Source organism: Streptomyces sp. NPDC059255 (genome assembly GCF_042752355.1).
Lineage (GTDB): Bacteria > Actinomycetota > Actinomycetes > Streptomycetales > Streptomycetaceae > Streptomyces.
In genome coordinates this window covers 121,637-145,562 of record NZ_JBHYZP010000021.1, presented here as the reverse complement: position 1 = coordinate 145,562, position 23,926 = coordinate 121,637, and the positions used below count along the sequence as shown (strand labels likewise).

The 23,926-nt window shown below is 72.8% G+C and carries 20 protein-coding genes; 5 read left to right on the top strand and 15 right to left on the bottom strand.

Annotated features, from left to right (window positions below; all coding sequences use genetic code 11):
• Positions 1-13: 13 nt before the first annotated feature.
• On the top strand, positions 14-328 hold the full coding sequence (locus tag ACFXKG_RS24185; RefSeq protein WP_384842738.1) for a helix-turn-helix domain-containing protein: 315 nt from the start codon (positions 14-16) through the stop codon (positions 326-328).
• 79 nt (positions 329-407) lie between these two features.
• On the opposite strand, the gene ACFXKG_RS24180 is transcribed toward ACFXKG_RS24185, so the two are convergent.
• From ACFXKG_RS24180 to ACFXKG_RS24150, 7 genes are all read right to left on the bottom strand, one after another.
• Positions 408-1,358 carry a CPBP family intramembrane glutamic endopeptidase gene (locus tag ACFXKG_RS24180; protein WP_384842735.1) on the bottom strand — a complete coding sequence of 317 codons (951 nt, stop codon included), beginning with the start codon at positions 1,356-1,358 and terminating at the stop codon, positions 408-410.
• Between the two features lie 150 nt (positions 1,359-1,508).
• On the bottom strand, positions 1,509-2,162 hold the full coding sequence (locus ACFXKG_RS24175; RefSeq protein WP_384842733.1) for a hypothetical protein: 654 nt from the start codon (positions 2,160-2,162) through the stop codon (positions 1,509-1,511).
• The gene (locus ACFXKG_RS24170; protein ID WP_384842730.1) at positions 2,159-3,406 is read right to left on the bottom strand and encodes an MAB_1171c family putative transporter; all 1,248 of its coding nucleotides are present in this window, start codon (positions 3,404-3,406) and stop codon (positions 2,159-2,161) included. The genes ACFXKG_RS24175 and ACFXKG_RS24170 overlap by 4 nt, the downstream gene beginning before the upstream one ends.
• A 74-nt stretch (positions 3,407-3,480) precedes the next feature.
• Entirely contained in the window at positions 3,481-4,074 is a 594-nt protein-coding gene (locus ACFXKG_RS24165) for a toxin (protein WP_384842727.1), read from the bottom strand.
• A 163-nt stretch (positions 4,075-4,237) separates the two neighbouring features.
• Positions 4,238-4,756 (bottom strand): hypothetical protein, encoded by a 519-nt coding sequence (locus ACFXKG_RS24160; protein ID WP_384842724.1) that lies wholly within the window; start codon positions 4,754-4,756, stop codon positions 4,238-4,240.
• Between the two features lie 437 nt (positions 4,757-5,193).
• Entirely contained in the window at positions 5,194-6,240 is a 1,047-nt protein-coding gene (locus tag ACFXKG_RS24155; protein WP_384842718.1) for a phosphoglycerate dehydrogenase, read from the bottom strand.
• A gap of 75 nt (positions 6,241-6,315) precedes the next feature.
• Complete coding sequence (locus tag ACFXKG_RS24150; RefSeq protein ID WP_384842715.1) at positions 6,316-7,749, bottom strand: Nramp family divalent metal transporter; 1,434 nt, start codon at positions 7,747-7,749, stop codon at positions 6,316-6,318.
• 269 nt (positions 7,750-8,018) lie between these two features.
• Between ACFXKG_RS24150 and ACFXKG_RS24145 the strand changes: the two genes are divergently transcribed.
• Positions 8,019-8,960: a DeoR/GlpR family DNA-binding transcription regulator gene (locus ACFXKG_RS24145; protein WP_384842711.1), complete on the top strand. Its 942-nt coding sequence runs from the start codon at positions 8,019-8,021 to the stop codon at positions 8,958-8,960.
• A 74-nt stretch (positions 8,961-9,034) separates the two neighbouring features.
• Here ACFXKG_RS24145 and ACFXKG_RS24140 read toward each other — a convergent pair whose 3' ends face one another.
• Positions 9,035-9,358 (bottom strand): hypothetical protein, encoded by a 324-nt coding sequence (locus ACFXKG_RS24140; RefSeq protein ID WP_384842708.1) that lies wholly within the window; start codon positions 9,356-9,358, stop codon positions 9,035-9,037.
• 38 nt (positions 9,359-9,396) lie between these two features.
• On the bottom strand, positions 9,397-11,934 hold the full coding sequence (locus tag ACFXKG_RS24135; RefSeq protein ID WP_384842705.1) for an ABC transporter permease: 2,538 nt from the start codon (positions 11,932-11,934) through the stop codon (positions 9,397-9,399).
• Between the two features lie 478 nt (positions 11,935-12,412).
• Here ACFXKG_RS24135 and ACFXKG_RS24130 point away from each other — a divergent pair, with 478 nt between their 5' ends.
• The 3 genes from ACFXKG_RS24130 to ACFXKG_RS24120 all read left to right on the top strand — a co-directional run bounded on the left by ACFXKG_RS24130 (position 12,413) and on the right by ACFXKG_RS24120 (position 15,198).
• Complete coding sequence (locus ACFXKG_RS24130; protein ID WP_384842702.1) at positions 12,413-13,834, top strand: sensor histidine kinase; 1,422 nt, start codon at positions 12,413-12,415, stop codon at positions 13,832-13,834.
• On the top strand, positions 13,831-14,526 hold the full coding sequence (locus tag ACFXKG_RS24125; protein WP_384842699.1) for a response regulator: 696 nt from the start codon (positions 13,831-13,833) through the stop codon (positions 14,524-14,526). The genes ACFXKG_RS24130 and ACFXKG_RS24125 overlap by 4 nt, the downstream gene beginning before the upstream one ends.
• A 66-nt stretch (positions 14,527-14,592) precedes the next feature.
• On the top strand, positions 14,593-15,198 hold the full coding sequence (locus ACFXKG_RS24120) for a TetR family transcriptional regulator (protein ID WP_384842696.1): 606 nt from the start codon (positions 14,593-14,595) through the stop codon (positions 15,196-15,198).
• 63 nt (positions 15,199-15,261) lie between these two features.
• On the opposite strand, the gene ACFXKG_RS24115 is transcribed toward ACFXKG_RS24120, so the two are convergent.
• The 6 genes from ACFXKG_RS24115 to ACFXKG_RS24090 all read right to left on the bottom strand — a co-directional run bounded on the left by ACFXKG_RS24115 (position 15,262) and on the right by ACFXKG_RS24090 (position 23,851).
• Complete coding sequence (locus tag ACFXKG_RS24115; RefSeq protein ID WP_384842693.1) at positions 15,262-16,314, bottom strand: peptidoglycan DD-metalloendopeptidase family protein; 1,053 nt, start codon at positions 16,312-16,314, stop codon at positions 15,262-15,264.
• A 106-nt stretch (positions 16,315-16,420) separates the two neighbouring features.
• Entirely contained in the window at positions 16,421-17,737 is a 1,317-nt protein-coding gene (locus ACFXKG_RS24110) for an AbfB domain-containing protein (RefSeq protein WP_384842690.1), read from the bottom strand.
• A gap of 773 nt (positions 17,738-18,510) precedes the next feature.
• Positions 18,511-18,810 carry a hypothetical protein gene (locus ACFXKG_RS24105; protein ID WP_384842686.1) on the bottom strand — a complete coding sequence of 100 codons (300 nt, stop codon included), beginning with the start codon at positions 18,808-18,810 and terminating at the stop codon, positions 18,511-18,513.
• Positions 18,811-18,855: 45 nt separating this feature from the next.
• Complete coding sequence (locus ACFXKG_RS24100) at positions 18,856-21,828, bottom strand: SpoIIE family protein phosphatase (protein ID WP_384842683.1); 2,973 nt, start codon at positions 21,826-21,828, stop codon at positions 18,856-18,858.
• Positions 21,829-21,932: 104 nt separating this feature from the next.
• Positions 21,933-22,361, bottom strand: coding sequence for a Scr1 family TA system antitoxin-like transcriptional regulator (locus tag ACFXKG_RS24095; protein WP_384842680.1), 429 nt, complete (start codon positions 22,359-22,361; stop codon positions 21,933-21,935).
• A 257-nt stretch (positions 22,362-22,618) separates the two neighbouring features.
• The gene (locus ACFXKG_RS24090) at positions 22,619-23,851 is read right to left on the bottom strand and encodes a cysteine desulfurase-like protein (protein WP_384842677.1); all 1,233 of its coding nucleotides are present in this window, start codon (positions 23,849-23,851) and stop codon (positions 22,619-22,621) included.
• Positions 23,852-23,926 lie beyond the last annotated feature (75 nt).

Below are 23,926 nucleotides of genomic sequence, written 5' to 3'. Positions count from 1 at the left end.
AGGAGGAACTGCGATGAACCATGCCGAGTGGAAGACCCGCCGCCAACGCAAGCTCCTGGGCGATGCGACTGAGGAGAATCCCGAGTACGACCGTCTCTACGAAGAGGCCGAACTGGCCCATGAACTCGGCCAGATGGTCTACGACCGGCGTGCCGCTCTCGTTCTGTCCCAGACCGAGCTCGCCGAACGCTGCGGCATGAAGCAACCGCAGATCTCCCGCATCGAAGGCGGTGGCACCGTCCCCACCATCCCCCTTCTGCGGCGCCTGGCTCGTGCCCTCGACGCCGATCTGACGATCAACCTCACGCCGCATGACAACGCCGCGTGAACGAAACCGGACAGCGGGGTCCTGAGAGGACCCCGCTCGTCTTTCCGGCCGGCGTCTTCGCCTCGTTCGTCGCCGCCGTTCAGGCGGGCACCCTCGGCGACGGCTGATCCGAGGCCAGGTCCGGGGAGCGGTAGCCCAGGCGGCCCCGGGTGGCGATGAGGAGGATGACGGCCACCACGCCTGAGGCGATCAGCGAGATCCGGCTGGCGTCGCTGTGCTCGAAGTTGATCGTCGGGAACATGTCGGACGCTGCCACCGAGGCGAAGTTGTTGATGCCCACGTGGAGCAGGAGTGCCATGGGCATGCTCTCGCCCGTCCGGTTGAACACCCAGGTGATCACCACGCTGATGGTCGTCGCGGCCAGCACGAACTCGGCGATGGCGAGCACGCTGATGTGCGGGTAGCCGCCCCACTCGCTGAAGAACAGCGGCAGGTGCCACACGCCCCAGAGCGGGCCCAGGATCAGCGTGCCCACCAGCGGTCCGAAGCGGTCCTGGAGGCGCGGGAGGGCGAAGTCCCGCCAGCCGGGCTCCTCCGAGAGGCCCGTCGTGAGGATTTGGATGACCAGCATGGGGAGGTACGCGACCAGCACCGCCGCCGAGGGGAACCGGATGTCGCCGCCGGACAGGGGGAGCGTGGCGAGGATGAGGGCCGCGGGCACGCCCACGATGATCCCGACGTACCAGCGCCAGCTCACCCGCCATTTCGTCAGCCGGCCGACCCACCGCCTGAGCCCTTCCCGGCCCTCCGTGGCCGCGGTGACGAGGAACGCCGACAGGATGGGGCCCAGGTAGGCGCCGGGCAGGACGCCCAGGAACTGGGTGGTGCCGAGGAGCGCCGGGAAGCGGAAGTCCAGGACGCCGAGTCCCGTCGCCGAGAGGATGTACGGCAGCCACGCGATCCAGCTCAGCACCATCGCGCCGGCGAAGAACCAGAGCATGGGGCGGCGGTTGATCGCGCCCCGGATCCCGGTATGCCGGGTGGTGGTCGGGTGGGCGGTGGTGACGGGTGGGTGCTCGTGAACGGCCACGATGCTCCTCGGCGTGGGGGCGGTTTTCGGTGTGATCAGCACACCAAAAGCCGGGTAGGCGGGTCACTCCCGCGCACTGCCGAATGAGGGTGGAGCCTGCTCCACCTCGGTCACGGGGCAGCCGGGACGCCGGCCGCCCCGGCCGGCCCGTCAGACGAAGAGGAACGCCGCCGCCGTCGAGGCGCCCAGCGCCGTGCCCGCGAGTGTCTGCGCGACCGTGTGGTACGTGAGGGCCACGCGGGACCAGCAGACCGCCGCCACCAGCGTGTACGCCGTCAGCCACCACGGGGAGTGCGCCGCCGCGAGCAGGGCCACCAGGCCGGAGGCCACCGCCGCGTCCACCGAGATCTTCCACACCGTGTTGATGGTCAGGAGCCCCACGGTCATGATCCAGAGGGCGAGCATCGTCGCAAGGATGCCCGTCGGAGCGTTGCCCAGCACCATCGTGAGCGCCCCGGTGCCGATCGAGCCCAGGATGACGAGGAAGATCGGCGCGCGCTGCGTACGGTCGACCACGTGGCGGTCGCCCCACGCGCCGCGCTTGCGGCGCCATTCGATGTAGCCGGCGGGTATGAGCCCCGCGCACAGCGCCGCCAGCAGCCCCCAGGGGATCCCGGTCCAGTCGCCCGCCGTCGCGAGGCCGATGCCGGGCATCGCGGCCAGGATGATGTTGCGGGGCTGGAGGATGTTCGTGACCGCGAGCGCCCACGGCCGGTCGGGGGTCACGTACGGCTGGGGAGCCTCCGCGTCGGTGGTGGACGGGGTGGAAGGAGTGGAAGGGGTGTCGGTGGTGTCGGTGGTCATGCCGGCTGCTCCATGGACGCCAGCACCCGCCGCGTCCGCTCGTCGGTGATGGTCCGGTACGCGGCGGCCACCCGCGTCAGCCAGGCGACCTCGTCGTCCTGGTCGGCGGCGTGCTGCGGCTCCACGGCCGCCGCCGGGCCGGCGGGCGCGCCGTCGGTCCTGGCGGTCAGAGCCGCCTTGATCCAGTACGCGTCGGCCAGCGGGCCGGCCTGTTCCGGGTCGCCGGTCTCGGCCGCCGCCGCGCTCTTGGCGGCGGGGAGCAGGCTGTCCGGTACGTAGTGCCGCAGCTTCTCCATCGCGTCCGCGATGTCCGCCGCCCACCGGTCCACGCGCAGGTCCGCCGGGGTGTCGAAGCGGGTCAGCTCGCGGGGCAGCGACGCGGGCGGCTCGAACGGCTGGTCGGGGAAGGCCGTCATCAGCTCGTACCAGAGCGGGTGCAGCGCGGCCTGGGCCCGCCACAGTCTGGCCCGCCGCCACCCCTTGCTGAAGGCGGGGACGGACGCGCCCAGCGCGAAGAAGGCGAAGAGCACGATCTGCGCGGCCTCGGTGACCTCGTCGAAGGTGAGCGCGAAGGAGGGGCTGGGGGTGTCGACGACGCTGACCCACATGAACAGGGTCCGGCTGACGGTGTAGCCGACGCCGATGAACATGGCGAACGTCATCATGCCGAGCCCCACCCGCAGATGGCGCAGCGTGGCGGCGCCGGTGGCCAGCGCCCACTGGTAGGCGCAGACGGCCGAGGCGGCGCCCAAGTAGAGGTAGAACACGCTCATGTAGAGCGTCGCGCCCCACTGGCCGGCGTGGTCGGAGACGAAGCGGTCCGACGGTACGGAGCGGTCGACGACGGTGAAGAAGAGGACCGTGAGCAGGATCAGCGTGGCCACGGACGCCTTCGCCGCCACGTGCTGGACCGTCCGCGCGAACCGTACGTGCCGGGGGACGTCCCCGTCGTCCGGGTAGCGCCCGTAGATCGCGACGATGTAGCTGAGAATGGCCAGAATCGCGATGGTCGCCGTGTAGTGCTTGATCAGTACGGCGAGATCGGTGACGGGGCTGTTGTTGAGGCTGATCCGTACGATTTCGGTCTTCGTCCACAGGGCGATCGCGAACCCCGCGTAACACCCCCACAGCGCGCGCCGGCGCTTGTCCTCCTCGTCGCCCCGGAGCGCGGCGGGCATGCGCCACAGGGCCACGGCCGTCATGAGGCCGGCGATGAGATATCCGGCGAGGTCGAGCGCGGTCACGGGCGTCCTTCCTTCAAGGCTTCAAGGAGCGGTACGGGAGGGGAGGGAGCGTGGGGGTACGTACGGGGCGCGGGTTACGTGGGGGGCGGGCCGGGGCTCTCGGGGCCCGGGCCCGGGCCGCCGCCCTTGCGGCGGTACGCCACCGGCCGGGAGAGGGAGTTGGCCAGCCGGCCCACCACGTCGTCGCTCGTGAGGTCCCTGGCCATCCGGGGGATGAGTGACGCGCCGAACTCCGCCACCCGCTCGTCGTGGGCGTCGTACTGCGCGCGTGCCTGGATCGTCGGCGGTTCGTCGGTCGCGAGGACGCGGCTGATCAGCGAGGTGTCGAAGACGGGGAGGAAGCGGCGCAACTGCTCCTCGTCGAGCCCCGTACCGTGGTCGAACCACTCGTGGCACAGCTCGTGCAGGATCACGTGCTGGGTCTGGTACGCGGTCGGGCGCCGCCGGTACAGGACGAGGCTGGTGTCACCGGCCGAGATGCGCAGGCCGCACGCGGCGTCGAGGCGGGCCAGGGCGTCGGGGAGTTCGTGCAGCACGATCGTACGGCCGCGTGCCGCCGCCATGTTGGCCACCAGGCCCTCGACGGAGAACGGGGTGGGCAGGGGCAGATCGGCGAGTCCGGACTCGCACTCCCGCCGCAGCGCGCGCATGGATCGGCTGGAGCGCATGGACATGGCGGGCCCTTGATCGTCGTCGCGCGTGCGGGTGGCATGCGGTCGGCGATTCTAGCCAAAGGACATGTGCATGCTCGCTCTGCGCAGCGGGATCCGGCTGATCTCGACAGCGCCCCGGACGACCCCGGACGACCACCACGGCCTCCCGGACCCTGGGTCAGGCGCCCGGCCCGGAGCCCGTCTCGGGCCCCGGGGCCGGCCGCCGCTGGTCCCGCTGGGCCGCCTTCGTGTCCTCCAGGAGCGAGAGCGCGAACTTCAGCAGTTCGGGCGGGAGTCCGCCGTCGTCCAGACCCCGCGCGGCCAGCCCGCTGATCTCGCCCGTACGGCGCTTCACGAGGAACTGGAGGCCGGCCACGACCTCGTCCACGACCTCGGACTCCTCCTTGAAGAAGCGCCAGTCGACGCCGAAGCCGAGCCCGAGCGCCCGCAGGATGTCCTCGGAGGGGTGGGTGACCTTCCCGGCAAGGATGTTGGAGAAGTAGCTGTGCGAGAGGGAGCCGCCGCGTTCCTTGACCAGATCCGCGAAGACCCGGCCGGAGATCCGCTGGTCCGGGAAGGTCTTCTCCACCATGTACTCGACCTTCTGCTGCAGCGTGCGCAGTTCAGGGGTCTCTTCGCCGGTGGACCGCCGGTCGGCGGGGTGCTGCTCCGGGGCCTGCTCGTCGCCGCTGTCCATTCAGCCCCCCACGTCCACGTACGGCTTTGGTCAACGGGCCCGACTGTAACGGACCCTGAGCCGGCGGGGCACCGGCGGCGGTGAGAAGCGGAGCGTGCTGGTCCAGCTCGCAGTACAGGGTTGCGCAAACAATCACGGGGGCTGTTAACTCAAGAAAACATGGGCAGGGGACCACGAGGGGAGTCCCCTGCTCATGGCAGCGCGCGCACGAAAAGGCCCCGGTCGCCTGGGGCGTACCGGGGCCGTAGAGCTTTGGGCAGAGGTGTAGCCCTTCGCGACGGGGGATGCACGAAGGGCTACGCGAGCCATTATGACACCTTGTCAGCGCGTTCGACAGCCGACCTGCCAAAGAGTGTCTGTTTTTGCAGGTCAGATGCGTCTCTTGAATGCCGGTCAGGTTCTCGGGCGGTTCGAGGCCCCGATGGGTCGGAGGTGGGTCAGACCACCGCGTTCACCGGTTCCTCGCCGCGCAGGACGCGGACCACGTCGGCCGCGACGGTGGTGCCCATCGCCTGGTTGGCCTGGTCGCTGAATGCCGCGCAGTGCGGGGTCAGTACGACACCGGGCGCGTCCAGGAGCCGGTTGCCGACGGGCGGTTCGCTGCTGAACACGTCGATTCCGGCGCCACCGAGGTGCCCGCTGTGCAGCAGATCGGCGAGGGCCTCCTCGTCCACCAGGCCCCCGCGCGCCGTGTTGAGCACCAGTGCGCCGGGGCGCAGCGCCGTCAACTCCCGGCGCCCGAGCAGCGGCTGCTCCGACGTCAGCGGCATGTGCAGGGTGACGACATCGCTCGCGGCGAGGAGTTCGCCGAACGGTACGGATCGGACCCCCGCCGTCGCGAACACCTCGGCGGGCAGATGCGGGTCGTACGCGACGACGCCCATGTCGAAGCCCTTGGCGCGGCGTGCGACGGCCTGCCCGATCCGCCCGAACCCGATGACCCCGAGCGTACGGCCGCCCAGCTCCGGGCCGAAGAACCGGTCCCAGCGGCCCCCGGTGACCGTCGCGTGGGCCGGGACGATCTTCCGCGCGGCGGCGAGCAGCAGGGCGAAGGTGAGATCGGCCACGGCGCCGGTGTTGGTGCCGGGCGCGTTGACCACCCGTACGCCCCGCTCCCGTGCGGCGTCGAGGTCGATGTTGTCGGTGCCGACGCCGTGTTTGGCGACGACCCTGAGCCGGGGCGCGGCGTCCAGGACGCCCGCCGTCACCGGGTCGAGGCCGACCACCAGGGCCGCCATGTCCCGTATCTCGTCGATGAGTTGTGCCTCCCCGAGGGGATGGGCGAAGGCGCTGCGGCGGGCGGGGGCGCCGGCGGTCTCGAAGACCTCCCAGGGGGCGCGCGAAGTCTGGCCGAAACTGGGCGTTGTCACGAGGATGTCGCCCAGGGAGCCATGCCCCGACGGGCCATGCCCCGGGCCGTGCCCCGGGGTGCGCGCGGGGGCGTTCGCAGGCGCCGGATCCGTGGGGGTCTCTGCCGTACTCATCGCGTACTCATTCCGTCCCGTACTCATTCCGTCGTCACTCCGAACTCGCTCCGGTTGCTCTCGGCGCGGTCGTCCTCAGCCCAGGCCCAGGCCGAAGACCTCCAGCACCGAGTACACGCCGAGGGCGCCGATCGCCGTACTGCTCGCCACCAGCGCGGTGTTGAGGCCCTTGCTCCGTTTGAAGCGCGCGTCCACGTCCGCCGCCCGCAGGTTCCACACCGCGATGACCACCGCGAGCAGGAAGATGCCGCCCGCGACACCGCCGATCTGGACCATCAGCACCGGTGACTGGATGAACAGGTAGAAGGAGGCCCACAGCGGCGGCAGCGCCACCGTGAGGATGCGGATCATGCGCGTCCGGGCGCGTACGTCGGTCCAGTCCAGCAGGCCCAGCAGGCCCAGGGTGTTCGTCCACAGCCTGGGGACACTCGCGGTCGACCCGACGAGGGTCGAGCCGAGGACGGCGATGGCGCCCGCGAGGAAGAAGTAGTGGGCCCAGGGGCCGAGGGTGTCGGTGTAGATGCGGGAGAGAGTGGTGATCATCTCGTTGCCCTGCGGGACCAGGCCCTGCGGGTGCAGCACGGCCGCGCCGATGACGTAGAACGCGAGGGTGCACAGGGTGCACACGGCCCAGGAGACGAGCGCGTCGATCCGCATCACCCTGATCCAGCCCTCGGCGCGGCGGGCGCGCTCCTCGGTGCCGTCGTCCGGGCCGGTCCAGCGCGCGTAGCCCTTCTCCAGACACCAGTAGGTGTACGTGGTCATCTCGTCGGCGCCGACGCCGGTGATGCCGAACATGGCGATGGCGAAGCCGACCGTGCCGGCCGGGATGGCGAAGGTCAGGCCGGAGGCCAGTTCCGCGCCGCCGTACGAGAAGTCGGTCCAGGGCAGGCCGAGCGCGAGGCCGACGGTGATGAGGGTGAAGATGACGACCGCGACGAAGGCGCTCTTCTCGACGGCGCTGTAGCGGCCCGAGTACATCATGGCGATCACGACCGCGACGACGATCACGGTCCAGACGGTCAGCGAGGTGGTGCCGAGGGCCGGGCCGCCGATGGGCAGGAGGATGCTGCACGCCGCGGCCGTGCCGCCGATCAGGCCGCCGCGCTGGAGCATCTTGGCGAAGTCCATCAGGATCCACAGCACGTTGATCCAGCCGACCCCGGCGCCGGACCGGCCGCGTCCGCCGAAGCGGGGGCCGACCTGCGCGTAACCGGAGAGCGCGGTACGGCCGGTGAGGATGGTCCAGCGGGCCAGCTCGATCTGCACCCAGACCTTGACCAGGGCGCTGATGACGACCAGCCACAGCAGGACGAAGCCGGCCTTCGCGCCGAGCGCGGTGGTGGTGATCAGCTCGCCGGAGCCGACCACGGCCGCGGAGAGGACCATGCCGGGGCCCAACCGCCGTACGGTGCCGCGGAATCCGGTGGGCGGGTCCAGTGCGTCGGAGGGGTGGAGCGCGTACGGATCCTCGGGCGCGGCCCCGGTCCCGGCCTTCGGCGTGGGCACCGGTTGCGCCGCGACTGTCCCCGCTGGCCCCGCTGGCCCTGGTGTCTCCGGCGTGCTCTGTGTCGCCATGCTTCTCCCGCCTCAGCGCCCGCCGTTGGGCGTGTCCGGCCCGTATCTCACCTACTGCGATTGCGTGTTGCGTGCAGAACGCTGGCATGACTGCGTGATACGCGCAAGAGTCTGTACGGTGTCTTCTGTGCAACGGGGACAACGGGCCGGCGTCGGCCCGTAATCTGTCCGGTGACCCGGGTGACCAGAGGATGACGACGATGGATCCGCAGAACGCCCCCCAGGGCCCGCACGACGCCGCCGCCCCCGACCCTGCCGCCGACGCGGTGCCCGGCTCAGGCCCCGCGCCCGGCTCGGCGCCCGACTCGGGCTCGGGTTCCGGCTCGGGTTCCGGCTCGGGTTCCGGCCGTGATCCCGGGGCCCCCGCCGGTCCCGATCGGCTGCGGGCGGCCGACCGCCGTGAGCTGATCCTGCGGATGGTCGCCGCCGACGGCACGGCGGCGGTCGAGGAGCTGGCGCGCACCCTCGCCGTCACGCCCTCCACGATCCGCCGCGACCTGGCCCACCTCACGGAGCAGGGCAAACTGGCCCGTACCTACGGCGGAGCCATCACCCCGGGCCACACACCCGAACCCTCGCTCAATCAGCGCTCGGGGCTCGCGGTGGCGGAGAAGGACCGGATCGCGCGCTGGGCGGCTGCGCGGATCGCGCACGGCGATACGGTCATCCTCGACGCGGGCACGACGACCGGACGGCTCGCCCACCACCTGCGCGGACAGAGCGAACTCACCGTTATCACCAACGGGTTGACCACCCTGGTCGAGCTGGCCGAGGCGGACGGCGTCGAGGTCATCACCCTCGCCGGCACACTCCGCCATGTCAGCCACGGCTTCGTCGGCCCCCTCGCCGAACTGGCCCTGTCCCGGCTCACGGCCGACAAGGTCTTCCTCGGCGCGGACGGCCTCGACGCCAAGCTCGGCATCTGCGAGGCGAGCCTTCAGCAGACGTCCCTGAAGGAGCTGATGGCGGCGCGCGGCGCGGAGCTCTACGTCCTGGCGGACAGCAGCAAGTTCGGCCAGCGCCCCTTCACGGCGTGGGCGCCCCTGGACCGCGCGTGGACCCTGGTGACGGACACCGGCGCGACGGACGAACAGCTCCGTCCGTTCCGGGAGTTGGAGCACGTCACCGTCGTCATGGTGTGAGACCTCCGGGGACCCACGGGGACCCACGGGGACCCGCGGGGACCCCGGGGCCTCACGAGAACCTGCGGGGCCCGTCACGAGCCCGAGGAGATCACGAGCCCGAGCGTCGGCACCAGCGTCACCAGGAGGCTGACCGGCCAGTACAGCGGCCGACCTACGGGGATCCTGCGCCGTACGGGGCGGTTGGCGATCCACCAGAGCAGAGCGAACCCGACCACTGGCGCGAGGAGCACCAGCAGGACTCCCGTGCCGTCGTTCTCCGTCGGGTTCCGCATCTCCCCGCCGTACTCCAAAAGCGGCCCGTTCGCGAGGAAGTACCAGAGCAGCCACGTCGCGACGACAGCGGGAACTCCCAGGACCAGGTTCAGGCCCACGGCGGTCAGCCACCACTTCCACATGCGCCAAGTATGGCCGGGGGCCGCACCGGACCACGGCCCTACTCCGCCCTGATGGCGCCGAGCAGGTCGAGGCGCGCGGCGCGGCGGGCGGGCCAGAGGGCGGCGAGCACGCCCACCAGGCCCGCCAGCGCCAGGAAGACGGCCAGGCGCCCCCAGGGCAGGACGAGTTCGAGGCCCGGTGTGTCGGAGGCGAGCAGCCGGCATCCGGCCCAGCCGAAGAAGGTGCCCAGACCGATGCCGAGGACACCGCCGAAGAGGGAGATGGTCAGTGACTCCAGGCGCACCATCAGCCTAGCGCCCCGCCGGTCCAGCCCGACGGCGCGCAACATGCCGATCTCCGGGGCTCGTTCGACCACGGACATGGCCAGGGTGTTGATGACGCCGAGGACGGCCACGACCACGGCCATGGCGAGCAGCCCGTAGAGGATGTTGAGCATCATGGTCGTACCTCGGGCGATGGAGTCGGAGAGGTCCTGCTTGCTCTGGACGAGTACGGCCGGGCTGTCGCCGAGCGCCGCGGCGATGCCCCGCCCGACGGCGTCGCTGGGGCCGTCCTCGGTTTTCACCAGGACCTGGCTCGCCCGGGGGGTCTCCAGGTGCGGGTCGAGGGCGCGGGTGTCGATGACGATGCCGCTCAGCAGATCGTCCGCCTCGAAGACGCCGGAGACGGTCAACCGGTCGCGCTTTCCGTCCGGGTAGGTGACCGGCACGGTGGTGCCGGTGCGCCATCCGCGCCACTCCGCGGTGCCCGTGGAGACGATGATGTCGCGGCCGCCGAAACCGGCGAGCGAGCCGTCGGTGAAGTCGGGCCGGACCATGCTCCGTACGGTGGCGGCGTCGATGCCCGTCACGTACGTCTCGTCGTCGGCGACGCGGACCGACGCCTCGCGCAGGGGGCTCACGGCGCTGACCCCGTCGACCTCGCGGAGGCGCTGCTCCACCGTCCCGGAGAGCGGATCGTAGGTGGCCATCCGTACGACGTAGTCCGCGGAGAGGGTGGCGGTGGCCCGCTGGTCGATGCTCCGCTCGCTGCTGACCGCGACCACCGTCAGCGCGGTGATCAGGGTGAGGCCGATGGTGAGGGCCGAGGCCGTGGCCGCGGTACGGCGCGGATTGCGCAGGGCGTTCTCGCCGGCGAGCTTGCCGCAGACACCGAAGGCGCGCAGGACCGGCGCGGCGGCGGCGATGAACGGGCGGGAGAGCAGGGGGGTGAGGATGAGCACCCCGGTCATCAGGACCGCGCCGCCCAGCACCATGACCATCTGGCCGTCGTCCCGGTCCATGCCGGTGGCGCCCAGCACCGTGACGGCGCCGACCGTGGTGATCAGGGCCCCGAGCGCGTTGCGTACGGCCAGGGAGCGGGAGGTGGCCACCGCGTGCACGCTGCCCATCGCGGCCACCGGCGGGATCTTCGCGGCGCGCCGGCCCGGCAGCCACGCGGCCAGCATCGTGACGCCGGCACCGAGGGCGAGCGAGGTGATGACCGCGGCCGGGGTGACGGTCAGCGGGCCGTCGGGCAGCGCGTGTCCCCCCTTGCCGAAGGACGAGGTCAGCGGGCGCAGCGCGGCGGCGATGCCGACGCCGGCGGCCAGCCCCGTCACCGAGGACACCAGACCGACGAGGAACGCCTCGACGAGGACGGAACGGGTCACCTGGCGACGGGTGGCGCCCACCGCGCGCAGCAGGGCCAGCTCCCTGGTGCGCTGGGCGACGAGCATGGTGAACGTGTTGGCGATGAGGAAGATCCCGACGAACAGCGCGATACCGGCGAAGGCCAGCAGGGTGGTCCGCAGGCCGGCCACGCTGGTCTCGGCGCTGAGGGCCTGCGAGGCGGCGAGCTCCTGGCCGGTGGTCGACGACAGGCCCTCGGGGAGCAGCTGGTCGACGGCGGCCGCGAGCTCCGCCTGGGAGGTGCCCGGCGCGGCCTCGACGTGGATCTCGCTGAACTCCTCCGGCCTGGTGAAGAGTTGCTGGGCGGTGGGCGTGTCGAACAGGGCGAGCGTGCCGCCCGCGGCGACCTCACCGCTGTCGGTGGTGAAGATCCCGACCAGCCGCGGCGTGCGGACCGGCCCGTCGGCCGACAGGCGGACCGTGTTACCGACTTGGTACCCCGCCCGCTCGGCGGTCCGCACGTCCAGGGCCACCTCGTCCCGCCCCTTCGGCGCGCGGCCCTCGGCGAGCGGGTAACGAGGGTCCGGGGCACCGCTGATCGCGGCGTAATTGGCACCCTGAGTGGACCATCCCTCCCCCACCAGCTCGCCGTTGCGGCCGGCCACGGCGGTGAAACCGGAGACCACACCGGTCACCGACCGCACTCCGGGCACCTTCGCCAGCCGGCCGACGAGGTCCGGGGTGAGCGTGGGGGCCGTACCGGGCCAGGCGCCGGCACCGTCCGACCGGACGGCGACGTCCACGCGGTCGAACCCCTTGTCCGAGCTGTTCCGGTACGCGGCGGAGACGGTCGAGGTGAAGACCAGGGTGCCGGCGACGAAGGCCACGCCGAGCGTCACGGCGAGAACGGTCATCAGCAGCCTGGCCTTGTGCGCGAGCACGGTGCGCAGGGCGGTACGGAACATGGGCGATCAGTCCTGGAGGGAAGTGGTCGGTCCGGGAGACAAAGAGGAGAGGAGAGAGGGAGAGAGGGAGAGGGCGGCCGGACACGGGCGGCCCGTCGGCCGGCGGAGGGAGCCGACGATCGGGCCGTCGGCCAGGAGGACCACGCGGTCCGCGCAGGTCGGCCCGGGGCGGCCCGGGTCCGCCCCGGTTGGCCCGGGTCGGCCGGGTCGGCCCGGAGCAGCCCCGGTTGGCCCGGGTCCGCCGGGGTCCGCCGGGGCCGGCCCCGGTTGGCCCGGGTTGGCCCGGGTTGGCCCGGGGCGGCCCAGGTGGGCACGGGCCGGCCCGGCGGTCCCGGTGGCCCCGGCCCTCGTCCCGCACCCCGATCATCCGGTGGAGCGGGCCCGCCGCGGATCAGCCGGAATGCCGAACGGCCCGGCCCGCCCGTATCGGCCGAAGGGCCGAGGCGGGCCGCCGGTCGGCGCCGTAACGTGAGGTGGCATGATCCACGCGTTCCGGGTCCGCTCCCGCACCCATCTGGTCCTGCTGGTGATGGCGGGTGCCGCCGTCCTCGCCGTGCTCGTCGCCGAGGGGCTCAACACCGGCTTCGCCCCCACCGCGGCCGCCACCACCGTCACCGGAGGACTGTGCGTGGTGGCCCTGTTCGTGCCGCCCGCGCGGTTCTTCCTCGTCGCGGGCGGCGCCGTGGCCGCGTCCCTCGCACTGTCGGTGACGGAAATGCAGCTGACTCAGCGGCCCGAGAACACCCCGGGGATGACGGAACTGTGCGCGCTCCTGCTGCTGATCGCCCGTACCGTGCGCCATCAGTCGCCGGTGCGGAACATCGCGCTGCTCCCCCCGACCGCCGTGGCCGCCCCGCTGCTGCTCCTGCGGATCCCGGCGACCGAGTACGAGTACGTGAAGACGATCGGGGCGCCGGTGCTCCTCTTCGCCACCGTGCTGATGGTCGTACTGGGCCTGTATCTGCGCCTCGTCGACACCCTGCGCGACCGCGAGCGGAACGCCGCCGAGCAGGCCGCCCGCCAGGCCGAGCGCCTGGAGCACGCCCGGGAGCTGCACGACTTCGTGGCCCACCACGTCACCGCGATCGTCGCGCAGGCCAAGGCGGCCCGCTATGTCACCTCGGCCGGCCAGGCACCGGCCCCCGCCGACCTGGACCAGGTGTTCGCCGGGATCGAGGAGGCCGGTTCACAGGCGATGGAGTCGATGCGCGGCATGGTCTCCATGCTGCGCGCCCCGGGACATCCGGCCGCCACCCGCCCCGGGGGCGACCTCACCCGCGTACGCGACCTCGTCGAGAGCTTCGCCGCCGCGGGCCGGCCCGCCCGACTCGCCCTCGACCCCCGGCTCGCCGGACGTTTCCTGCCTCCCGAGATCAGCACCATCGTGCACCGCCTGGTGCAGGAATCCCTCACCAACATCCGCAAGTACGCCGACACCGCCGGGCACATCACCGTGGACATCCGGCTCCGGGCGGACGACCCCGGCCGGCTGGACGTCTCTGTGCACGACGACGGCCGGGCCGCGAACGGGGCGCCGTACCGCACCCGGACCGGTCCGGAGGGACAGCGCGCCGGGGACGCCACCGGACAGCCCGTGCCAGGACAGCACCGCGGGGGCTACGGCCTCCTCGGGCTCGCCGAACGGGTCGAGGCGCTCGGCGGTCACTTCACCGCCGGTCCCCGGCGCGGCTGCCCCGGCTGGGAGGTCACCGCCGACATCCCCCTCCCACCGTCTCCCAGGACGGGCCGCCAGGACAGCCAGGACGTGACGGGCCGCCAGGACAGCCAGGACCGGACGGACAGCCCGGACCGGACGGACCGCCAGGACCGCCCGGACAGCGTGAAAGGCCCGGACCGCGCGACCGGCGGCCCCACCCCCTCTGCGACCATGTCCCCATGAAGATCCGGGTCCTGATCGCCGACGACCAGGACATGATCCGGTCGGCCTTCCGCATGATCCTCGGTGCCCAGCCGGACATGGACGTCGTCGCCGAGGCCGCCAACGGCACCGACGCGGTGGAGGCGGCCCGTCGGCTCCGCCCGGACGTCTGCCTGCTCGACATCCGCATGCCCGGGATGGACGGTCTGGCAGCCACCCGTCTGCTGGCAGGACCGGACGTTCCCGACCCGCTCCACGTCCTGATCGCCACCACCTTCGACCTCGACGAGTACGTCTACCAGGCCCTGCGCAACGGCGCTTGCGGCTTCCTCCTCAAGGACGGCGCCCCCGCCCTCCTCGCCGAAGCCGTACGCGCTGCGGCCGCCGGCAACTCCCTCATCTCCCCCTCCGTCACCGTCCGCCTCCTGCGGCACATGGCGCCGCCCCCGCGGGAGCACTCCGGCTCCCGCCCCGCTCCTTACGTCCCCCGTACGACCGCCCGGCTCACCGACCCCCTCACCCAGCGCGAACTCGACGTCGTCCGTCTGGTCGCCCGCGGTCACACCAACGAGGAAGTGGCGGGGGAGCTGTACGTCACCCACTCCACGGTCAAGACCCACCTGGGCAACATCCAGCGCAAACTCGCCGCCCGCAACCGCGTCGAGATCGCGGCCTGGGCCTGGGAGACGGGGGTCTGCACCGGCGGGCGCTGAATCCCCGGGCGTACTCCCGAACGACCGGCCCGGGGTTCGAGGACCGGGGGACCGGCGGTGGTGTGCGTGGACGGTGAGGTTGTCGCCGTCCTGGGTCGCTCAGCGGGCTCCCGCGGCACCTCGGTCCGCGCGATCACCAAACTCGCCGGCGCGAACCTGGCCGCCGTCGGTTACCACTTCGGCTCGAAGGCGGAGCTCATGGCCGCAGTCGCCCGCCGCGTGGTCGAGCCCATCAACGCTGCCCAGCGTGCCGGGCTCGACACCTTGCTCGCCCGGACCCCCGACCCGCCGGCCGGCGAACTGGTGGAGGCATTCGCGGGGCCGCTGTTCGACGAGATGCCGGCCGGCGACGAGGGCGGCGCCCGGACGTCCCGGCTGATCGTGACGATCCTCAGCGACCCGGCCGAGGAGGTACGGAGCTGGACCGGCCCGGCCGAGGACGCGGTCCGCGAGCGCTACCTCGCAGCCTTCGCGCGCGTACTGCCCGGCCTTTCCCCGGAGGAGCTGCGGTTCCGGATGCGGGGGATCCTCGCCGTGACGGCCGTCGACCGGCTGGAGGCCCACCAGCGGCCCTCCCCCGGCTGCGTGTCCCCGGCAGCGGGCGAGGCGGCCCGGCGATGGGCGATCACGTTCCTGACGGCGGCGATGACCGCGCCACCGACCCGGATCTGAACGTTGGTTGACGCGGCACCAGCTGATGAGGGCACAGCTGATGAGGGCGCGGCTGATCAGGGCTCAGCTGATCAGGCCCTTCCCCCGCAGGTACGGCAGCGGGGAGACGTCCGAGCCGAAGTCCGGGCCCGTACGGATCTCGAAGTGGAGGTGCGGGCCCGTCACATTGCCCGTGGCGCCGGAGAAACCGATGACCCGGGAGCCCTCCACGCGCTGGCCGGCGGTGACCCGTATCTCCAGGAGATGGGCGTACTGGCTGTACGTGCCGTCCTCGTGGCGGATGACGATCTGGTTGCCGTAGTCACCGCCCGGGCCCGCCGTGACCACCTCGCCCGGGCCGATCGCCCGGACCTCGGTCCCCGTGGGCACGACGAAGTCGATGCCCGTGTGGAAGCCGGTGGACCAGGAGGAGCCCTGCTGGTGGTACGGGGCGCCCGCCGGGCCGACGACGGGGAGGGTCCAGTTCCCCGGCAGTGAGCCGCCGGCCGGGACCACCATGTAGGACGAGGACTTCATGACACCGCGGACGTACTCGAACGTCGCCCCGTCCGACCAACTGGCGCGTGGCACACCGCGGTACGTCTCCACGGTCTCCCACCCGGCGTGATACGCGGCCAGGGCCACCTCGATCGGTTTGCCGCGGTAGTCCGGGTGTTCCTTCGCCTTCACGAGGAGCTTGCACATCGCCCGGCCCTGCGACGGTATGGCGTCGGCGGGGTCCCAGACGTCCACCCGGCCGTCCTCGTTGGCGTCGTACCCCTCGGCCTTCCACACGTCCGGCCGGAACTGGGCGATGCCCTGAGCCGGCGGACGGTCCCCGGATTCGATCGACTGGGCGCGCGCCTGGAAGTTGCTGCCCTGCTTGAGCTGCGCCGCCAGGACGGTGGCGGACAGCTTCTGGTCGCAGTCGGCCGCCGCGTCGAGGATGAGCTGCCCGTACTCGGGGGGCACACCGCCGTCGCCGGCCTTCAGCTCGGTCCCCATCGGCGCGGGCGCGCCGAGGTCGGGATCCTCCCCGTCGTTGACCGACGAGATCAGCAGAAGGCCGAGGCCGACCGCGATCGGGGTCATCACCAGCCCGGCCATCACCGGGACGATCCAACGCGCGTTTCCCATCGGTTCTCCCAGGACGGGTGTTCGAAGTCCCGACGGCGCACGACCCTATGCCATCGGCCGGTCAGGGCCGGACCCCGCCCCTCCCGCCCGGGGAGGGGCCGGGCCGTCAGCCGGAGACCATGCGGAAGGCGGTGTCCGCCCGGTAGAGGCCGCTGTTCTGGTACGGGTCCAGCCAGAGCTGGAAGTCACGGTGGCGGATGAAGCGGCCGGGGTAGTTGACGGACTCCAGCATGATCGTGCCGTTGCCCGCGGAGCGCGGGCAGAAGGTGGCGTCCTTGCGGAAGGTGCCGCCGTTGTCGGACTCGGCGCGCAGCCGGAAGTTCGAGTGGCGCAGGTAACGGCCGTTGCTCAGGGCGAAGGAGTAGCACTTCGAGTCGGTGAGGCCCTCCTTGACGGTGAAGGCCGCCGCACCGCGGCTGACCCGGTCGAGGTAGCCGACGCCGTTGCCGCGTATGTACCAGTAGCGGTCCGGGTAGTTGACGGCCTGCATGGCCGCCTTGCGGTCCGGCGAGGAGGTCGGCCGGCCGATCGAGCCGCCGTTCCAGCCGCTGCCGCCCCCGCTCCCGCCGGTGCTGCCGCCGTCGCCCCAGCCGCCGGCCGATCCGGGGCCCGGGGCGGGGTTGCCGCCGGAGCCGCCACCGGAACCGGAGCCGGAGCCGGATCCCGAACCCGAGCCGCCTGACGCGGAGTCACCCTTCGCGCCGTCGCCGTCCGCGCCGCCGGTGGTGTCGCCCTTACCGTCCTCGGAGCCCGGCTCGCCGGTGTTCGCGGCGCGCGGCGGGTCGTTGGCGGCCTCGCCGTGCTGGACGCCCGGGGAGACCGGGGACTCGGCCTCCGACAGGGACCCCGCGGAGTCGCCGCCGTCGCCCGGATTGCCCTCCGGGGGCTCGGGGTAGCCGCGCAGCCCGGGGACGGTCGCCCCGGTGACCGGCGCGGCGGCCTTCACGGCCTCCCGGTCCTGCGATCCGGCCATGACGACGAGCGTGGCGCCGCAGGCGAGCGCGGCGACCCCGGCGAGCACGGTGACCCACAGGGAGCGGCCGTGCTGCTCGGGCTGCTCGAACGGGATCCGCCCGCCCGGCAGTGTGCCCGGCCCCGGACCGGGCGGCGGCCCCGGCGGCGGCACGGGCAGCAGCGCCGAGGGCCCGACCGAACCGCGCGGCCAGCCGAGCCCGTTGGGCAGCCCCTCCGGGGGCAGCCGGCCGGGGTCGGCGCCGGCGAGGGGGGCCGCGGAGATCACGGCGGTGGGCGCGTCCGGGCCGGCCGGGGCCGCCGGGGCGGTTCCGGGCGCGTCCTCGAAGAGTTCCAGGTCCGACGGGTCGGGGCCGGCGGACGGATCGGGCGCGCGCAGGGCCGCGAGTTCCTTGCCCGGACGGTGCGGGGGTACGGGGCCGGGCGGTGGTGCGGGGGCCTGAGCGGCCACGGGGCCGTGAGCGTTCACGGGGCCGGACGGGTCCGCCGGGGCGGGGATTCCGCCCGGAGGCACGGGAACGGCGCCCGACGGCTCGGCGGGAGATCGCTGATCGATGGGCCGAGTGGGGTCGGCACCGCTCATCTCTGACATGCGCAGCTTGCCTCCAGCGTCGCCCGCGGGGACGGGGTACGCGGATCCGTGACCGAGTTCCGGGAGCAGAGGTCCGGGATCTGCGATCGGTCGGCAAAAGGGGAGGGGGGTGGAGAGGGGGAGGAGGTGGAGACGGGGGAGGGAGTGGGCGTCGCGGTGGACGCGGGTGTCCCAACGAGGCCAGGGGTGTGGCGTGTTGAGTGTATGCAGTGTGTTGCTCTGGTGTGACAGGTGGAAGAGTAGTGGACCAAGTGACCTTTGCGTAAAGGCTTCGGCGCCCGGTTCCCGGGCCGCAAACGCGAAAGGGTCGGTTTGGCGCGATGAATTGCCTCGCACCGCCTCGTGATCTCCGCGCGTCTGCCGAGGTCCCGACGGGTCTGGCCTCGGGCTGACCCGGACGGCGATGCTGGCACCGAATCGCCGTCCGCGCCCCGCGATCGCTCAGATATGGCGGAATTCATACGCTCCCGAGCCCGCCCCGGCACGTATCAGCACCCCCCTGCGCGCGTATCGGTGCCCGCCCCGGCGTGTATCGGCACCCCTCCGCGTATCGGCACTCCTGCGCGCGTATCGGCGCTCGCCCCGGCACGTATCGGTGCCCCCTCGGCCCGCCACGGCGCGCCCCGCCGGGTTCAGCGCGCCGTGGCAGGGGCGGCGGCGGGGGCCTGGGTCTCCGCGGCGCCTCGGGTGATCCTCCGGCCGATCAGGGCCACGCGTTTGCGCGGGCACCGCGGTGTGAGGTGGGCCGTCGCGAAGTTGCCCCGGCCGGGCACCACATAGCCACGGTCGCGGTCGAGCGCGCGCAGGGCCGCGGCGACGACGTTCTCCGGTGTGTCCAACGTCCCCCCGAGCGCCGCCTTCAGGGCGCCGAGCCTCTCGAAGAACGCCGTCTCGACCGGACCCGGCGCGACGGCCGGCACCGTGCGGAACAAGCCCGCGTCCAGAACGACTGACCGCCCCGGGGACCGGTCGCGGCCCTACAACTCGCCCGTGACGAAGTCCCCCGGCGACCCGAAGTCCTCGCCGAGGGCGAAGTCCGCGCCCCCGCCGGCCGGATGTCCCGCGCGGTACTCCTCCGTTCCCGGGAGCGCCTGTTCGGTCCAGATGCACTTGCCCGTCGCCGTGTAGCGCGTCCCCCACCGCTGCGAGAGCGCCGTGATGAGCTGGAGCCCCCGCCCGCCCTCGTCCGTCGCCGAGGCGCGGCGGATCCGAGGGGTGGTCAGGCTGCCGTCGCCGACCTCGCAGACCAGTTCGGCGCTGCGCAGCAGCCGGAGCCGCACGGGGCCCTTGGCGTGCCGTACGACGTTGCCGACCAACTCGCTGGCCAGCAGTTCCGTGGTCATCGCCAGGTCGTCGAGGCCCCAGGCGGCGAGCTGTTCCCGTACGTGTTTGCGTGCCTCCCCGGCGGCCTGCGGATGCGAGGGGAGCGGCCAGGAGGCCATGTGGTCGGCGGCGAGCGCGTGGACGCGGGCGACGAGGAGCGCCGCGTCGTCGGGGGTGGGCTGGTCGGCGGGGAGCAATCCGGCCGTCAGGGTGTCGCAGAGCTGGTCCAGGTCGGCGGTGGGGGAGGTGTCCGCGCTGCGGAGCAGGTCCGCGAGCGTGGTCATCCCCTCGTCGATCTCGCGGCCCTTCGCCTCGACCAGGCCGTCGGTGTAGAGGACGAGCAGCCCCTCCTCGGGGATCGTCAGTTCCACCGTCTCGAACGGCGGCTCGGCCGCGCCGAGCGGCGGGTCAGGGGCCAGGTCGGGGAAGTGGACGGTGCCGTCGGGGTGGACCACGGCGGGCGGTGGGTGTCCGGCGCGGGCGAAGGAGCAGATCCGGGTGGTCGAGTCGTACAGCGCGTACAGGCAGGTGACGAACGAGTCCTCGCCGAGGGCGCCGACGATGTCGTTGAGGTGGTTCATGATCTCGTCGGGCGGCAGTTCGAGGGCGGCCAGGGTGTGGACGGCGGTACGGACCCGTCCCATGGTGGCCGCCTCGGAGAGCCCGTGGCCCATCACGTCGCCGATGACCAGCGCGACCTGCCCGGCGGAGAGCGGGATGACGTCGTACCAGTCGCCGCCGACGTCCATGCCCTGTCCGGCGGGCAGATAGCGGGCGGCGGCCGTGCACGCGGGCAGTTCGGGCAGGGTGTGGGGGAGCAGGACGCGCTGGAGTTCGCGGGACCGGGTGTGCTCGGCGTCGTACAGCCGGGCCCGTTCCAGGGCGTGTGCGACGAGCGCGCTGATCGCGGTCAGCAGCGTACGGTCGCCGTCGGAGAAGTGGCGCGGCCGGTCGAAGGCGAGCACGCAGATGCCGAAGGTGTGGCCGGAGACGGTCAGCGGCAGGAACGCCCACGCCTGTTTGGCGGACTCGGCGGGCCGCTCCCGCATCGCCGGGTAGCGTGCCATGAACTCGTCGGCGGAGGCGAGGAAGAGCGGCGACCCGGTCAGGATGGCCTCCCAGATCGGCCCGCCCCGCTCGGGTGAGCTTCCGATGATCGCGTCGACGAACTCGCGCCCGTAGCCGACGGATCCGATGTACGAGAGCCGGCCGCTGCCGCCCTCCACGGCCAGCACCATCAGCCCGGCGGCGCCGAACGGCGTCAGCACGCCCCGCGCGACGGCGTCCACCACGTCCCGTGAGCTCGTCGCCCCGGCGAGCGCGCCGGTCAGCTCCGCGATCCGGGCGGAGCGTTCGGCGGTGGCCCGTTCGGTGGCGGCCTGCTCGGCCTCGCGGCGGCGGCGCTCGGTGACATCGGTGAAGTAGAGGGTGACGCCGTCGGGCACGGGAACGACCCGGAGGTGGTAGCTGCGCCCGTCGGCGACGGGTGGCTCCGTTTCGTCGCGTACCACTCCGGCGTCCGGCACCCGTACGTCGAAACCGGCGGGCCGGCCCGCGGCGGCGGCCTCCCGGCAGTGCGCCTCCAGGTCGGGCACGCCGTGGACGGAGGGCAGCTCCCACAGGACCCGGCCGACCAGCTCCGCCTCGGAGGAGCCGAGCGTGTGCTCCGCCGCGAGGTTGACGAAGGTGATCCGCCAGTCCTCGTCCACGGCGAGGAAGCCGTCGCTCATGTGGCGCAGGGCGCGGCCGAGGGCGTCGCGGGCGGCGGGCGACTCGTTGCTGTCCCAGGCCCGGCCGACCATACGGACCGGCTCCCCCCGGTCGTCCAGGACGACCCGGCCGCGCGCCTGTGTCCAGACGTAGCCGCCGCCGGGGCGCCGTACCCGGTACTCGGCCTCGAAGACGGCCCGGTCGCGGATCGACCGCTGGACGGCGGCGAGGGTCCAGGGGAGGTCGTCGGGGTGGACGACCTTGAGCCAGCTCTCGATGCTGTGGAGGAAGTCGGCCGGGTCGGTGCCGTAGATGTCCATGGCGGCGTCGTCCCAGGCCAGCTCGCCGCTCTGGATGTTCCAGTCCCAGGTGCCGACCTGGACGGCCTTCAGCGCCTGCCGCAGCTGCCGCCCGCCCGACTCCTCGCCGGGGGTACGGACCCGCCCGGGCGGCGGCGCCTGCCCCATCCGCTCCTCGGCCCAGGCGACGACGGCCCGCAGGAAGGCCCACTGCGCGTCGGTCGGCCGGCCCTGTTCCCCCATGACGAGGGTGAGCGCGCCGACGGGACGCTCCGCACCGGACACCGGTACGGCCGCGAGCCCCGTTCCCGGCCAGGTGCCGTCGCGCCCGGTGGGCACCCACACCCCGGCCCCGGTGCCGCCACCGGCGCCGCCTTCGCGCAGGGCGCGCGCGGGGGCGGTCGGCCCCTCCTGGTCGATGATCTCCCAGGGCCGCACCAGACGCGGGGGCAGCCCGGTCGAGGAGACGAGCCGCAGCGCGGACATCGGGCCGCGCAGATGCACGGTCCCACCCAGGCCGCCGAGCTCCGCCACCGAGTGCTGGAGGGCCAGCCGGAAGATTTCACTCTCCGTGACGCCTTCGTCCACGGTGGCCAGCAGATCCAGCCGCGCTTTCATTACTTAAGGGTACATGTTAGGCATATGAGATTCATCACTTATTGCACCCATTGGTGTGCGCCACGTCATGTGGCACGACGCGGGCACGCCGTGCGGGACGGCGGCTACCCCAGCGCCTCGATGGCCTCCACGACGAGCGCCCGCGCGGCCGGCCCGTACACGGCCATGGCGCGGAGCTCCTCGAACGCCCGGACGTAAAGGGAGATCTCTTCGGGTGAGGCGATCTTGACGGCCGCCGACAACGGTTCCAGGTGCACGCGGTGATCGTCGAAGACGGTGAAGGTCTCCAGCGGCCACATGCCACGCGGGGCGGCGGACGGGATGACCCCGAGGGACACGGACGGCAGATCCATGACGGACAGCAGGTGTCCCCATTGTCCGGCCATGACGCCCGCGTCACCGAGGCGGTAGCGCAGGACCGTTTCCTCGATGGCGATCACGAGCCGGTGATTGCCCTCCCGGGTGGCGCGTGACCGCGTCCGGGACCCTCGAACTGCGGTGCGCGGAGGCGTCGGGAAAGTCGTCTGGGCCACCCTGCCGGGGTGAGACGGGAGTGGGCCGCCCTCCTGCGAGAGCTGGGAGCGGTCGTACGGGACGGCGGCCTCGGCCCGTGCTGTACGGGGCCTGCCTGTGAGGGTGTTGCCGTTCCGGCGGTGAGGGGGCCGGTCCCGTATCCCGGCCTCCCCGCGCGGCGGAGTGACGCCCCCGGGCCGGTCCGGGAGGGGCGGCGGTGCCCCGGGGTGCCGGGCAGCCGCCTTGCCGTGCCCGGCAGCCGCCTCGCCGTCCCCGGTTACGACAGTTCCGCCACGCCCGCGAGCAGGCGGGTCACGTCCGACGTGTCGTTGTAGTGGACCAGGCCCGCGCGGACCGCGCCGCCCGTGTCCCGCAGGCCCAGTGAACCGGTCAGCTCCCAGGCGTAGTTGTGGCCGCTCCAGACGTTCACGCCACGGGTCGCCAGGTGCTGGGCCACGGCGGACGGGGTGTGGCCCGCGACGCGGAAGTAGGCCGTCGCGGTGCGGTGCGCGGGGTTTCCGTAGAGGGTGACGTGGGGCAGGTCCCGGAGGCCGCCCAGCAGGGTGGCGAAGAGCTTCTGCTCGTACGTCTCCACCGCCGCCATCGAGGTGAGCAGCCGCTGCCTGCGCGTGCCGGTCCGCGTGCCGCCGAGTGACGCCAGGTGGTCCACCGCGGCCGTGACCCCGGCCAGGTCGGCGAAGGGCGCTGTTCCCGTCTCGAACCGCTGCGGCACCCCGTCGGGCGAGCACGCCAGCTTGTCGGGGCGCAGGGTTTCCAGGAGCGCCGGGTCGGCGACGACCGCGCCGACGTGCGGGCCCGACCACTTGTAGGCGCTCGTCGCGTAGAAGTCCGCGCCCAGGGCCGGCGCGTCCACCGGGCCGTGGGGCGTGGCGTGCACGCCGTCCACGTACGTCAGCGCGCCCACCGCGTGGGCCCGCGCCGTGATCGCCGCGACCTCCGGGCGCGTGCCCAGGATGTTGCTGGCCGCGGTGACCGCGACGAGCCGGGTCCGGGCGCCGAGCAGGGCGTCGTACTGACCGGCCGGCAGCTCCCCGGAGACCGGGTCCACCTCCGCCCACCGTACGGCGGCACCCGCCCGTGCCGCGGCCTGCACCCAGGGGCGGACGTTGGCGTCGTGGTCCAGGCGGGAGAGGACGATCTCGTCCCCCGGCCGCCAGGTCGCCCCGAGGATCCCGGCGAACCGGTAGACGAGGGTGGTGGTGTTGGCGCCCAGCACCACACCCTCCGGCCGGCCGCCGACCAGGTCCGCGACGGCGGCGCGGCAGGCGTCGACGATCGCGCCCGCGCGGTCGCTCGCCGGGAACGCGCCCCCGACATTGCCGAAGCCCGCGCGGTAGGCCGCCGCGATCGCCTCGATCACGGGCTCCGGGGTCTGCGTACCGGCCGCCCCGTCGAGGTAGGCGACGCCGTCGCGCAGCGCGGGGTACGCCGCGCGTACCGCCGCGACGTCGAAGTCCTCGCCCCCGACGGATCCGTGGTGTGTGCTCATGCCGCTCGATTCCCTCCGCCGCTCCGGATCCCGCTGCCCGGTCAAGCCCTACCCAGGGCGGCACGCGCTGTCACG